The sequence below is a fragment of the Cryobacterium sp. Y11 genome (assembly GCF_002929535.1).
Taxonomy (GTDB): domain Bacteria; phylum Actinomycetota; class Actinomycetes; order Actinomycetales; family Microbacteriaceae; genus Cryobacterium.
In genome coordinates this window covers 159837-173096 of the sequence record NZ_PJJO01000061.1, presented here as the reverse complement: position 1 = coordinate 173096, position 13260 = coordinate 159837, and the positions used below count along the sequence as shown (strand labels likewise).

11 protein-coding genes and 1 pseudogene are annotated in these 13260 nt (G+C 60.5%); 4 read left to right on the top strand and 8 right to left on the bottom strand.

The features are described from left to right. Positions 1-204: 204 nt before the first annotated feature. Positions 205-879 carry an SDR family oxidoreductase gene (locus CXY75_RS17465; RefSeq protein WP_104084070.1) on the bottom strand — a complete coding sequence of 225 codons (675 nt, stop codon included), beginning with the start codon at positions 877-879 and terminating at the stop codon, positions 205-207. A gap of 253 nt (positions 880-1132) precedes the next feature. Here CXY75_RS17465 and CXY75_RS17460 point away from each other — a divergent pair, with 253 nt between their 5' ends. Next, positions 1133-2080: an SMP-30/gluconolactonase/LRE family protein gene (locus CXY75_RS17460; protein ID WP_104084069.1), complete on the top strand. Its 948-nt coding sequence runs from the start codon at positions 1133-1135 to the stop codon at positions 2078-2080. A gap of 463 nt (positions 2081-2543) precedes the next feature. On the opposite strand, the gene CXY75_RS17455 is transcribed toward CXY75_RS17460, so the two are convergent. The 3 genes and pseudogenes from CXY75_RS17455 to CXY75_RS20625 form a co-directional block, all read right to left on the bottom strand. After that, entirely contained in the window at positions 2544-3008 is a 465-nt protein-coding gene (locus CXY75_RS17455; protein WP_104084068.1) for an aromatic ring-opening dioxygenase LigA, read from the bottom strand. A 42-nt stretch (positions 3009-3050) separates the two neighbouring features. Continuing rightward, a complete protein-coding gene (locus tag CXY75_RS17450; protein ID WP_146069527.1) occupies positions 3051-3644 on the bottom strand; it encodes a hypothetical protein in 594 nt (197 codons plus the stop codon). Positions 3645-4008: 364 nt separating this feature from the next. Continuing rightward, positions 4009-4200: pseudogene (locus CXY75_RS20625) on the bottom strand (HigA family addiction module antitoxin); the annotation flags it as partial. Between the two features lie 358 nt (positions 4201-4558). Here CXY75_RS20625 and CXY75_RS17440 point away from each other — a divergent pair. Next, on the top strand, positions 4559-5155 hold the full coding sequence (locus CXY75_RS17440; protein WP_104084065.1) for a helix-turn-helix domain-containing protein: 597 nt from the start codon (positions 4559-4561) through the stop codon (positions 5153-5155). 408 nt (positions 5156-5563) lie between these two features. On the opposite strand, the gene CXY75_RS17435 is transcribed toward CXY75_RS17440, so the two are convergent. Next, positions 5564-5851, bottom strand: coding sequence for a hypothetical protein (locus CXY75_RS17435; RefSeq protein ID WP_104084064.1), 288 nt, complete (start codon positions 5849-5851; stop codon positions 5564-5566). 129 nt (positions 5852-5980) lie between these two features. Beyond that, positions 5981-8896 carry a hypothetical protein gene (locus CXY75_RS17430; protein WP_146069526.1) on the bottom strand — a complete coding sequence of 972 codons (2916 nt, stop codon included), beginning with the start codon at positions 8894-8896 and terminating at the stop codon, positions 5981-5983. Between the two features lie 1194 nt (positions 8897-10090). Between CXY75_RS17430 and CXY75_RS17425 the strand changes: the two genes are divergently transcribed. Both CXY75_RS17425 and CXY75_RS21140 read left to right on the top strand, forming a co-directional pair. Beyond that, on the top strand, positions 10091-10312 hold the full coding sequence (locus CXY75_RS17425; RefSeq protein ID WP_369826749.1) for an ATP-binding protein: 222 nt from the start codon (positions 10091-10093) through the stop codon (positions 10310-10312). Between the two features lie 151 nt (positions 10313-10463). Further along, positions 10464-11168 (top strand): CFI-box-CTERM domain-containing protein, encoded by a 705-nt coding sequence (locus CXY75_RS21140; RefSeq protein WP_369826748.1) that lies wholly within the window; start codon positions 10464-10466, stop codon positions 11166-11168. Positions 11169-11283: 115 nt separating this feature from the next. Here the strand turns inward: CXY75_RS21140 and CXY75_RS17420 are convergent, their stop codons facing one another. Together CXY75_RS17420 and CXY75_RS17415 are read right to left on the bottom strand one after the other, a co-directional pair. After that, positions 11284-11838, bottom strand: coding sequence for a hypothetical protein (locus tag CXY75_RS17420; protein ID WP_104084062.1), 555 nt, complete (start codon positions 11836-11838; stop codon positions 11284-11286). A 374-nt stretch (positions 11839-12212) separates the two neighbouring features. After that, positions 12213-13004, bottom strand: a complete 792-nt coding sequence (locus CXY75_RS17415; RefSeq protein WP_146069525.1) for a hypothetical protein — start codon at positions 13002-13004, stop codon at positions 12213-12215. Positions 13005-13260 lie beyond the last annotated feature (256 nt).

Sequence of the window (13260 nt, the reverse complement as noted above, 5' to 3'; positions counted from 1 at the left end):
GGCGTTTGTGGCTCACGCAGTTGGCAGACCACGCGCGCGAGCCGCCCGAGCCAGCGCTCACAGCAAACGACCGCGCGATCACCTGAATTCAGGTGGTCGAGCGGTCGCTCGGGTTGTTCCATCACGTTTCGTCACCGATCACCATCAGAGAAGTGACTTTGCTCTCGCCGTACAGTCCACTAGAGAGTAGCAGCGGCTAGTGCCCTACTCCCGACCGTCCTCAAGCGGAATGAGCATGGTGCGGAACGGACCGGCCACGGCGTGGAGGTCCCAGATGCGATCCGCGACGCCGTCGATGCCGTTGGCAAGCTGAAGCTGTGGAATGCCGCCGGGAATCACCAGTTGGTTGACACGGATGCCCTCATCCTCGAGTGCATCGTGGAGCATTTCGCCGTAGGCGCTCTCGGCGGGGAACGCGACCGAGGTGCCGGCGTAGCCAGCGCGGGCCTTGACCGAGGTTCCACCATTGATCATGATGATGCTGCCGCTACCTGCCAGACGCATCGCCGGAAGCACTGCTCGCACCGCGTGGATGAGCCCGAGGGCCGAGAACTGCAATGCCTCGAGCGCCAGCTCGGGCGTCATCTCAAGCACCGGCTTCAGGTAATCGCGCGACGGCAGCGGACTGTATTGCAGCGCGGTGATGGGCCCGAGCTCTACCGCGGCATGTGCAAGGGCAGCTTCGAGCGACTCCGGCGTGCGGACATCCGCAACGTAAGCGCTCGCGGTGAAGCCGGCAGCGGTGAGCTCGGCAGCCATAGCGTCTAGCTTCGACTGATTCCTGGCGATCAGGGCAATTGAGAAGCCCTCGCGTCCGAACTTTCGCGCAACTGCTGCGCCGAGTCCCGGTCCGGCTCCGATGATGGCAATAACAGGCACAATGGTCTCCTTCGATTGACGCTGCTGTGATGATTCACGCGAAAGTGACCAGTCTAAACGTTGAATCTGTAGTCAAGTCGACGAGCGCTTCTGCCGCACCCCACGGCCTCAGCTTTCTGAGCACCACCCTTTCAATCCGTGGATCCGGCGACGGCACTCGCTCATCACGCCACAACCACGACCGGCCGGTGATTTTCCGTCCGAGGCCGATCAGGCCTATTGGCAGCCCCCGAGCCGGACTACTGTTATCGCCATGATCAGTCGCATCGTCGCACGCACATTGTCTGCCGCCGCATTGAGTGCTCTCTTCCTTGTTTCAGGGATACCAGCAGTCCACGCCGCAGCGCAGCCACAGCAAGGTCATTTCGAGCAGGTTATCGCGCTTCCCAACGGATTCCAGCCCGAAGGGATCGCGATCGGTCCGCGCGGCACTGCCTACGTCGGCTCACTCGCCGACGGCGACGTCTACGTCTTCGATGTGCGCACCGGCGAGAAGATCACAACGCTCGAGGGCCCGGGCACTCCGTCGGTCGGCCTGAAGATCGACAACCGCGGTCGGCTTTTCATCGCGGGCGGGCCCACCGGCGAGGCGAGGGTCGTGGATGCCGCCACGGGCGACCTCCTGCGGAGCTACGCCCTCACCAATGCGCCAACGTTCGTGAACGACGTCGTTCTGACTCGCGACGCCGCATGGTTCACCGACAGCCAGCGAGCGCAGCTCTATAAGCTCCCCCTCGGACCGGGCGGCGCGCTCCCTGGAGCGGATGCGATCGAAGTCGTCCGCCTGTCGGGCAGCTGGATGCAGCAGCCGGGCTTCAACGCGAACGGTATCGCGGAGACCCCCAACCATCAAGCGCTTCTGGTCATCCAGTCGTCCACGGGCATTCTGTTCCGCGTCGACCCCGAGACCGGCGTCGCCGCGGTCGTTGATCTGGGTGGGCTCCTGCTCCCCAACGGTGACGGGCTGCTCGTCGTCGGGCGCACCCTGTACGTCGTGCAGAATCAGTTGAACACCGTCGCCGTGATCCGCCTCAATGCAGCCGGGACCAGCGGCAAACTCATCGACCGGTACACGGACCCCGACTTTCAGGTGCCCACGACGATCGCGAGGTTTGGCAACGGGCTCTACCTCCCGAACGCCCGCTTCGGCACTCCCCCGACGCCCGACACTCCCTACTCGGTAGTGCGCATCGATCGGTGACCACCGCCTGCAGACGCACATCCCCAGCGTTTTGGTCACGAACCCAGAGGTGGCAGTCCCGCCACCTTGGCGCGGTCACGGCCGATGAACGCCGCTACCCCGACGAGAACACCGCTCTGCGTCAGAATCGACTCGATCCCGGCCCCACCACGCGGGCCCGACTTCACTCTGACACACACCACGTCGTTTGGAGGGGATGCGGCACCACAATCAGAATCGGTACCCCGACCGTATCTTTCTCGCCGCGACAGGCATGCCCTCTACACGGTAAAGCGGAACTCCACCCCGTTCCGTTACCGAACAACGTCTTGCGCCGGTGAAGACCTGTTGCCGGCACGGTCTCGGTATTCCTCCGGCCGAACGGCGGTAGCGGTAGCCCGGTGAACTAGGTGCTCGTAACGTCCATGGCCTTGGAAGCCAAGGCCTCCTTCGAAGTCTGCCGCCGCGTCACAGTCCTCGGGCGCTACTCCCCGTCGGCTCGACGCAGTCGCGACCCCACTACCACGAAGAAGACGCCAAGCCCGGCAGCGAAGGCGCTGACTCCGTACGCAAGTACCGAGGTCATCAGGGAGGTGCGCAGCGATGCCGCGGTCGACAGCGCCGAGCTCTGGTTGCGCAGTTCGCGCGCCTCGTCGCTGCTTCCGTCGACACCGCGCAGCGCATCACTGATATCGGCGAAGGTACGTCCGCCCGCGCCGCGCTCGGCGTTGCTCTTGATTACGAGCGCCTCGACGTAGGCAGTCACCGGGCCTTGAACCGGCTTGCCCGCGAGAATCGGTGCATTGCCGGGCACCGTGATCTTCTCGTCGCACAACTGCTTCGTCACGGTGTACCAGGCACCTGCACCCGCAGCAATGACTAGCGTGCCAGCGACGATGGTGAGCCCCCCGACACTGCGGAGAGCGGAGATGGTGGCAGGAGATGTCATCGTTGATCCTTAGTTGTTGAAGCGGAACTCCACCACGTTACGTTACAGAACAACCCCTGAACCGGGTGAGCGAGCGAGTGCGGTCGTCCCCGCCGCCGGCAGACCCAGGTCTGCACCGAGCTGAACGAACCAGCGGCGCTGGTAGGCGGGCAGATCACTTCTCAAGGCTGACTCGACGCCTTGAACGACGAAGCTCCGACTCCACACTCCAGCCTCCACGAGCCCGGCCACGACCACTGTTCGAAGTGGATCGTTGACATCACTCCGGTCGCTCTGCCTCAAAGAAGCACCTTTGATGCCACGCGTCGTGAAGAGACGAGCGAAGAGCACCCTGGTGACTTTCGGTCTCGCAAGCAGCCAGTACAAAAGCGGCTTCCCCGGCCTGTCAGCCCAACCGCTGATCAGCATCAAGACAGCTCCATCATGATGTGGTGCCTCGACGAGACCTTCTTCAATCCACTCATACATCACGGCCCGACCCCGGTTACGGTCCCAGTTCTTGGGATTCGCTGCGAAATCCGAAGACCATTGATCGACGAACGCGATGAGGTCGTTGGGGAACAAGGCCGGGTACACCCACTGCGCAAACGAACGGTCCTCTGGTATCGGCCAGACTTTTGCGGCCTGAGCGGGCACTTTGGAGGCCAGCAGGACGGTGGTCGCCGCATCCCAGTGCCCTAGTTCCAATGGCCCTGTCCAGGCGTCAACGAATTGCGCGTACCCCCCGGGATAGTCTGCTCGCAGATCGCGAAGCCACGAAGTCACCGTCGATGCTGAACTCGCGCACAGGATGGCCTTGGCCTGACCAACCAGGGGCTTGCACGCCGCGCGGCGCTCGTACGGCTCAACGGAAGCGAGTCGGGCCGCAAGGTCACCCGAACGGCCCGTTGCGAGGAGGTTCCTGAGCGAGTCGACCGTGAGCATAACCGAATGCTAGTCCGCTCTCCGCCCACCAGGTTCGCCGTGCCTCGAAAGAAGGGTCTTTGTCCCGCGGGCGGCGCGGAGTGATTGCCGCAATCTGCTCAGCCATGCGATCCTCGGCAACATCGCGGTCATGCCGGTCCTGCAACGTCAACCAGAATTGCGCCGAGGTGCCGAAGTACCTGGCCAGGCGGAGAGCCGTGTTCACGGTGATTCGACGCTGGCCGTGCACGACCTCGTTGATGCGGCGAGGCGGCACACCGACGGACACCGCGCTCGAGACGGCCCTCGCGGGCCTCCTCGACCATCAGAAAAGGCTCTGGCGGACCTCCTCGACCTGCAAGAAGCGGCCTTGGCCGGCCTGATTAGACGTTAAACCTAAATTCGACGACGTCGCCGTCCTCACCCATGACGAGCAGGCAAGTGTCCTCGCTAGTTCACGATTGAGGCCGACTCGCACATGTACAGCGTTTGCAACGCTCGACAGGACGGCACAGTCGGTTGCCGGCCGGGGCAAGTGTGGGAGATAATCTGGCACACCTTGCTTGAATTCAAGCACGCCGTGCTAGGTTTCCTAGTGGTACCGCACCTTCAGCCGAGTCGGTAGGACCACGTCACGAAGGGCAGAAATGCTTAAGATCTCAACCACTCAGGCAGCTGACTTCCTCAACACCGCCTTTGGCGTCACCAACATCACGGACAAGAAGACCCTAGCTCTGGTCCGTGCAGGCCTTTTCGCCAATGTTGGATCAGGCCGCAGTATCCGCATCGACCTTGCGGAGGTAGAAGAGTACGCCACGAGTACTCGCTATGTCGCTTCCTCCCAGTGGCCCACCGCACAGCCGATTTTCCGCGTTAGCCTCCTCGGTCTCCGCGAAGACGAGATTAAGGATCAGCACGGCATTGTCCTGCGCACCCACGCAGGGGCCGACTACGCGAACATTTATGGCCTTACCCCTCTGATGCGACGCCGCGCGTGGACGGGAGTCTGGGAGGTCTCCGACTCCACCATCACCCGAGCCATTAATGAGCGCGCGCTCCTCGTCGGCACAACAAAGGGGGCCGTGCATCCGGAGTACGTCCGAACAATCACTGGAGCCAAACGGGATTCGACGACCGGCCGCGTGTGGTGGAAGACGAAAAAGGCGCCCGAGGTTATAAATCGTTTCGTAGGCTCCGGGCTATGGATGGACGTGAAGTCGGGCCGAGAGAGCGACTGGGCCTAACAGCCCGCCAACTAAAGGCAGGTCTCCACCCGAGTTGGTCGAGACCTGCCTTTCAGACCAGAACCAGACGCCTCAGCCATTCGCGAAACTTGGCCCGCCCACGGCGCGTCGGTTCACCATAGGGGTCGGCCCGGTCCGGAACGGCAGCGACACCGTGAGCCTCCAGCGACCGCCGGCACCGAGGGCAGATCTCCTCGTCGTGGAATCGCTCACATGGATCATGACGGCGCTGGCTCCGGACCGATAGTGTCTACATCGCCCAGACGCACGATTCCTAAAGTCCGGCGGCGAGGTAGGTCTATAGTCCTACAGGCCTAGTTCGGGCTTAGCCAGCAGCAGAAGCGGCGCCCGGGAACGATCCGCCCGAGCGCCGCTTCACCCTGCCCACTTGACAAAAACGACTACATATCAGCTGTACTGCCGATCGAACGCTGTCAATCCGGTCCGGGTCACGAGATAGTCCGTCGTCGCGATGCTTTGGCAGCCCACGAATTCGCCGTCGAAACGAACCGTGGTCTCGAGTGTCCACACCGCGGGATTCATTGCGGCCCGCTTCGCCCAGTGATACTGCAGGAGCCTCAGCCGGACCTTGCCCATTGAGCCCGTGGTCCACGGGAACGAGAACGGCATGTCGGCTGGCGCAGGGACGCCATCGTCAAAGGTTTGCTCCTTGCCATCTACTTTGATGGCGAACATGAACGTGTCTCATACAGCTGATGCTCTAGGACTGGCCTCTGAACCAACCATGTTCTGCTCGACGGACCGAATCTGAGTCGGCCAATCAGATTCTTTGTGTAGACGGGCGTTTGAAGCCACCTTATCGGGTTAGTTGAATCCGAGTCGAAAGCGTTCGGCGACCCCCTCGTTGTGCCGTGCATCGCCTTCGTACGAGACAGCGATCCGCCTAAACAGACCTGCCACTCGAGGTGCTACGTCAGCCAGCGCCTCGGCGTTAGCGCGATAGCCGGCAGCAAGTGCGCGCTCCTGATCTCCGCCGTCCTCCATCCCGCGACTGGTTACACCACGGCCATTGACAATGTGTAGGTAGAGTCCAGATTCGATGTGGTCAAGGTGCACTTCTTCAAGCAGGTCCCGCACGACGAGGCCGGGCCAGGTGCCATCGGCATCAGGTGGTGTGTGACCGAGCACCTGCCCAATGTGCTGCAGGCCAACCTCGGTCCGACCTTGCTCCGCTAGGAGATCCATTGCCCGCTCTAGCCACGCTCTAAGGGCCTCAGCGTTCATCACGCCATCAACGAGCCCTGGCGGCGTATCCCATGCATTGAGTAGGCGGTAGGCATTGCTTGCCATTGAAGCATTCCGCCCGTCTTCGCCATCCTGATCCTCGTCGCCGTCGCCGTCGCCGTCTTCACTCTTCGGCCGAGCGCGATAGACGGTGCACACGATACCGACGAATTCCGCCGGGTCGGCGGCCAAGCTTTGTGACAACGCAGGAATCTTGGCGTCGTATCCGAGCGCTGGAAGGTATGACCACTGCAGGCGGATAAGGTCGCCGGGCTCCAGATGGTTCCGCATAGCCTCGAGATAGGCGAACAGTCGCTCGAAGTCCCAGGTTGCCAGCCCACTAGCTACCGCACTTTGAGCTTGATCTTTTAGGAGTCCGTCCAACGCTCGCACGATGAGTTTCGCTATTGCCGGACGCTGCTCACCCTTCTCGATATGGGAATACAGGTTGAGAAAATATAAGACGTCTGCGTGGCGAGAGGCTCGTATCAAACGCTCAGCAACCTCTTCGATCCCATCGAAGTCTTGCCCCAAGCCAAGCGGCTGGAACGCCGCCCAGTAATAAGCATCAAGTTCGGGGTCCGCGGCAGCCATTTCCCAAGCCTCCGTCAGGTTGTCACGGGCGACCAGCAGTAATCGAGCACGCTGATCGACCGTGAGGTCGTCCCGATCTAGCAGACCCGTGATGAGCTCGAACCCGTCGAGTGCATAGCGCGCTGAGAAGTACGACAGCGCAGTGCCGTTTAGATTTTCATGGTCGGACGCGAGCCAACTGAGAAGATCGACATCGTGAGAGGGGCCGACATTCGCAAGGGCTATGCCAACGGAACCGTGCACCGAAGCGTCGATCGCGAGCCTTCGAATGGAGTCGAATCCTCCTTCGGTTTCGATCTCTTTGATGGCTTCGACGCGGTGGCGTGCGAGTTCGCGCTCGAATGCTTCATAGTCGTCTTGTCGGCTTGCGCCGATATACGGATGCCATGACTGAAAGAGCCCGACCAGCCTAAGGTATGCGGATTTCGGAAGGTAGCGCGTAGCCAGCGTGTCGAGCTTGTCTAGTTCATCGTTCGGGAGCGTCCAGGCAGCGTCCGGAAACTCGCGATGGCGGCCGATGAGGTCCATAAGTGTTCGCCAAACCGCGTCTCTAAAGTCACTGTCAAGCTCCGGCTGGTCTGCCATCGAATCGAAGACAGCCACCACGCGTTCTCGATCTGCTGGTTGCATTTCTGAGGTATGAGCAATGATGATTGCCCAGCGTTCCGCGTCTCGTCCGGCGTCCTCGATACAGCGCTCGACCGCGGCGGTGGTCACCTTCCAGATCTCGCCATATGTCACCGTCAGCTTGTCCGGCTTCCAAGTTCGGAACGTTGGTGAGCTGATCGGAAAGTGTGTTCCGTGGCTCTCCGGAAGCATGCTGCACTCCAACTTCCAGGCGCTGTCGGGATGTCTTCGGCGCAACGTGTCGATGACTGTAATGCGCCGGTCAGGGTCGACCGAGGCGTCGGGATGCCACGGACGGAAAATGGCGGCCAGCGAGGCGGATGGACGGTTTGACATTCGGCCTCCTGGATCGATCTCGTCCAAGCGCGCCAAGAGGTCGACAGCGCGTCCGAAATAGTCGGTGGACCATGACACGCACTCAAGCGCCCAGAGCAGGTTGCTATGGGGAGTTCCACCCGAAAAGATCCCCGACTCGTCCGTATTGTCCTGGAACATCGTGGCCAGGAGAGAGTCGTCGCCGGCAGACGCTGTTCCTACAGCATCGAGGAAAGCTTCTGGCCCAGCCTCAGCGAGCAGCGGCAAGATGTCAGCAAGCGATTGCCACGCCTTCCCGCTCGCATCTGTCGACGCCCAGTCGAGCAGTTTACGTACTAAATAGTTCGCAAAGTCTGCACCCGATGTTCCGCCTGACCAATTGACGGTTTCCCCATACATCCCCAACAGAGCGAGCGATTGGGCAATACCGCGACGGAGGTCGCTCGAGAAGCGCCGCGTCTTACCCTCCATCGATGCTCTCCACCGCTGGTCCCGCGGTAGGTCGAGAGCAGGGTCGCCCTCCGCGAGGGTCATCTCGACGATTGTCTCGAATCGCTTCATGTCGTCGTGATTGAGTTTCGACACCAACAGCATCCACGCATCCACCGCTGACACCAGATGCCATGCCCCGTCAATGCGGATCGCTAAAGGATCAGTTGCACTGTCGGCAACCCCTGTGACTGCCTCTCTAAATGACTCGTAGTCGGCTCCCGAAAGGACCTCGAGGACCTTGCGGTCTCCTGCCACGTCATCATTCCAAGAGCCAGCCAACAGGATCGATCGAAAATGTCGCGAGGGATTGGCGTCAGCCCACGTCGGTCGATGCAGGACGGCCTTCACAGCCATGTTTCGTCGCAGTCCGGTCAAACTGCGACGGCCAAGTCGGCCCAGCGAGTCTGCCTTGTCGTGGTCGGCGACACCGGCTCGCTTCAGCGCCGATGCAACCTCGGCTGCGTCCAACGCTGGAAGTGTGATGTCGGCACCCTCGCTGGACAAGACCGGCACATAGAAGATGTGGCCCGCACCAATGGGGATATCGTTCGCGAGGTCGGGAGTGCGAGGGACCAAGACAAGCGGTTGCGACGAAGCGGTCAACTGCCTCCATGTGGATATGTCGTCGACGAACGCGAGTCGCGCGAGCATCTGCCCCTTGCCGCGTTCGTCCAGATCAACGGCCACCGCAGCGATGAAGGCGCAAACCTCCTCCATCGAAGCGCCAGCGACTGTTGTGACAGAACCGGAATTGGCAAGTCGGTCTTGGAGGGCCGTCGCGGCGTCAGTTCGACCAGCGCGTACAACCCCCGGCGTCAATGCGGGGTTGGTCTGAGCTGCCCAGCCGCGCCACCATGTCAGGCCAGTGCGCAGGCCGTATGGCGAAAGCCCCAGTTCTTCGGACAACCACGCCCACGTAATTGGTGCTGCCTCAAGCCACGTCTCGATGTCATCGAGCCCCAAAGCCTTTACGTCTTTCCAGACCTTGTCACCCCGCTTGCCCGTAGCCCATGCAGCCCTCGCCGTCCACGGCCGCAGGATCGCCTCGACGTAGGTGGAATTAGCGGCGGGAGTGCCATTTGGGGTATCTGTTCGCTTGGAGTAGTCATCATCGGCCTTGGTGTTCGGGCTGGAATTGACGGATAACTCCCAAACAGAGAGGCCGTCTGGAACCCAGACGGTTGCTTTGGTCGACCGCACAGACCCGTCCCAGTCACCGGCGGCCACACCATCGCCTGCGGGCATCCCAAGCTCGACCAGACCTGGCGTTGTCTCAAGGATCAGGCGCCGTATCAGACGAGGGAACTCGGATTGAGAGGGGCGTGTGTCTGCCCAACTCTGCAACTTGTTGCGATCGATATATCCGGGCCGAGTCATCCTTGATCACGTATTTCGATGATGCGCGAGTTCACAACCGCATTCTAGCGATTAGGACGCCCCAGCCTGCGATAAGTTGCGATAGTGGCAGGGCTGCGGGCTCGACCATAAAAAGGAGCGGACGTCTGTTGAGTCCATCGAGAACGAGTTTGTCTACGACTTATGTAGCGGAATGCTCGGCGAGTTCCCACCCGGGAGCACCCAAGTGACTCTGGGATCAAAACCGGTGCACCTGGCGGTCGTTCCAGGTCATACTCACCTCGCATCGGCTCATGCGGGAGCATATTGTCCCGCGCGAACCTGTTTCTTCCAGCTCAGCGCGAGCAGACACGAACACGCATCGCTAATCATGACGAGCAAACTGTCCTTTTCTGGGGCGAGGTCATCGGTGACCCGACCGTCGCGTCCGCGATGATCGACCGGATCGTGCACCACGCCGACCTCATCAGCATAAAAGGCACCGGTTGCCGGTTCAAGAGCCGCCAGCCGACGCCCGATACGGCATAGTAGAAGCACACATAGTGGTCCTCTTTTCAAACGGCACTATTGGCCCTGTTTTAGATCGGCGTCGACAAGGCCACGATGGCCATCAATTGAACGGGTAGCGAGTCGTCCTCGCCCAACTGCGGCGGCTGGATTCTGCTGCTGCTGAAAGTACATGGTGGTAATGGTGGGGAATCTCGGGCCAAACGCATCGTCGCAGTTCATGCCGGCGAACTATCGGCACCTCGAAGCTAGTCGTCTGATGCTTGTTGATGGCCTGATCCAGACATATCAAGGCATGGGCCTTGACTGGCAACGCATTCACCAGCGAGCTCTGCAGAACGATGCGTCGATCCCTCAGTTCGGCTTCAAGCCTGGACGTGGAGACCTTCAGTACTGGTCATCGACAGGACAAGGGCCAATGAGCGTGCTTGCGTTTACAGGAGAACGCGATCGGATTCGCCTCGCTGCGGATAGAAGCATCGCCCCTCTGCCGCTCTTGATGCTGTCCTCAGATGCAAGTCCGTCGGTTCGACACGCAGTGGAAGGAAACCCAGTTTGGTCAGAGGCCAAATCGTTTGCGAGGGAACACGAGATTCCAATCAGTCCAGCACCTCAAGGGCAGAAATCAGGTAGCAACGGAGGCTGCTACATAGCTACCGCTGTTTACGGTTCCTACGATGCTCCCGAGGTCCTCGTCCTACGCCACTTCCGTGATACGTACATGGCCCGAACAGCCCTCGGACGAGCCGGGATCCGCTTCTACTATGCAGTGAGCCCATCTCTCGCACGTCACATCGGAGGAATACGAACACTAAACCACATGAGCAAGAGGATTCTCGACTGGCTGGTTCAGCGCCTCGAATCAAGCCATACATGACTGCTTAGCCCGATTGACGTGTCACCGACCTTCGACGAGCACACCCGCCCCGGCAGATTTGGTCATAGTGAACTGTGACGGGACTCCACGCCTTCCCGATTCAGCGGAAACTGCTTCATTCGCGAGACGGAATCGGTTTCGGACCATTTCGGAGTTCGCGAACTGGATGACCGTTGACTCGTTCCCACCAACGCCCGTTGGCGTCCTGGAACTGTAGCTGTACATCCATCCCGCCCCCAATTTGGCCCGGCGAGTAGTACACATTGCGCACCTTCTCCTCATGGGGGGCCACTTCGTCGAAGCCGAGTGGGAAGTGCACCTCACGACCGTCGCCAAGCACCAGCCACACTCTGAGGCCCGAGAAGGTCTCATCGCTAGTTGACACGAGGCGCACTCGTGCTCTCAATATGTCTTTCGCTACTACGAGCTTGCCGTCCCGGGTAAAAGCGAACATACCGTTGTCCCCAACCGATTCGGGCTCGACCGGCGTACCCGGCAGAGCCTGTACGGGTACCGCGCCGCCTACAGGGGCCAACAAGCGGGCCTGAGCGCGCCGATTGTCCCGCAGACTGTTGGCATAAAGGTAGATGGCCCAGAAAACGGCACCAAGAGCGCCGATTGCCCCGATCCATGTCGGGACATCGCCCCAGTTGATCACCCAGTCACACATAGCGCTCCAATGTGATGTTTATGAGTGAGGGAACTCCACGGCGTCGCCATCCGGCGCTGCGCTCCCGAGACTTACACCCCGCTCGGGTAGGACAGGGCGTGAACGGGCTCCACTAGAGCGCCCTGATCCTTTCGGCAAACTCTATTCGGAAGATGATCATCGGATGGCTGGCTGTCCACGGACCTGAAATTGTATAGAAGGCTACTTCTGCCCTGATGTTGCTTGAAAGCGGAACTCCACCACGTCGCCGTCACAGCTAAACATTTGAGGTGGTGCTCGCCCTCATGGACTATGTACCCGAGCGCCACCCTCGAGCGTTACGGCCATGTGCTTGACGGACGCGGGAGCCGGCTGGTGCGGGCTGGCTTCGAGTACTAAGGCTGTGACTCGCGAACAAATTGTGCTTCTTCCTCGATCTTTTCGGTTCGTATGGGCTGGCCCAGAACCCTGTAGGAGCGCGAAATCTTATAGAGCTCACCTGAGTAGGTTCTCGCGTACCACGCCGCGAGCCCATGCTGCTTCAGCTGGAAATCGAGAGCAATGGTGCGCGGGTTCACCGCTTGCTCCTCTTCGAGCTTGTCCAACAAGTCCCGGGGCATTGCCTTTCGAACCGTCATGCCCCGTGCTCGACGCACGAACCACCGGGCTGTCCTCCCGGGAGATTCGACAAACCAGCCATGATTGCCCGGCAGAAGGGGATCAGGCAACTTTGCCTTCCAATCCAGATGATCGAAATCGAGGTCTGCTCCGTTAGTTCTGAGCTTCGCGATGGCGTCAGACTCATAGCTCGGTTTGACCATACCTTCGGAAGGCTCGTCATCCGCGAGCTCAGGGTTGTAATCCTGAGCAGAATCACGCTCGGCAATTTGCCGAATGAGCGTCGCAGACCGTTCGAGAAGGTCCTTGACATCCTGCACAGTCTCTTTTGTGCCGTCGACGGTTCCGTTGACCTTCTCAACAACACCGGCGAGAGTCGCTGACTCCTGTCCCTGTCTCCGCGCGATGATGTATGTCAACGCGATAGCGAAGGCAGCAGTAGCAGCGCCAAGTACCGCAACCCAGGCGCCCGGCAAGGCGAAGGCCAGCACGACAGTAGCAGCAGCAGCAACCAAGCCCAGGACCGCCACAAGTCCTGGCCAGCCGAACAATACTTTAGTGTTCCCCACGCACCCGAGAGTAGTGCAAAATCAAGCGACCAGATGCACCACGACATCACGTCACTAAGCACCGTGGCGACAGAAGTCGGTTCGCCAGCGCACGGTCACGGTCACGGCACCGTTCAGCCACGGCCAGTGAAGCGCGTCGTTTTGTTCTTGGGTCCCCTAAGGAGGCGAAATGAATATAAGCGAGATCACACCAACGCACGCTCGTGCCGGATGATATGCCAGTCTTCCTGTGCTGTGATTGTGCTTCCGATCATCT

Bases quoted from the DNA above. Each gene is read 5' to 3' on its own strand.
- CXY75_RS17455 (WP_104084068.1), bottom strand. From the start codon at position 3,008: ATGACATCTCCTGCCACCATCTCCGCTCTCCGCAGTGTCGGGGGGCTC.
- CXY75_RS17460 (WP_104084069.1), top strand. From the start codon at position 1,133: ATGATCAGTCGCATCGTCGCACGCACATTGTCTGCCGCCGCATTGAGT.
- CXY75_RS17435 (WP_104084064.1), bottom strand. From the start codon at position 5,851: ATGTTCGCCATCAAAGTAGATGGCAAGGAGCAAACCTTTGACGATGGC.
- CXY75_RS21140 (WP_369826748.1), top strand. From the start codon at position 10,464: ATGGTGGTAATGGTGGGGAATCTCGGGCCAAACGCATCGTCGCAGTTC.
- CXY75_RS17440 (WP_104084065.1), top strand. From the start codon at position 4,559: ATGCTTAAGATCTCAACCACTCAGGCAGCTGACTTCCTCAACACCGCC.
- CXY75_RS17420 (WP_104084062.1), bottom strand. From the start codon at position 11,838: ATGTGTGACTGGGTGATCAACTGGGGCGATGTCCCGACATGGATCGGG.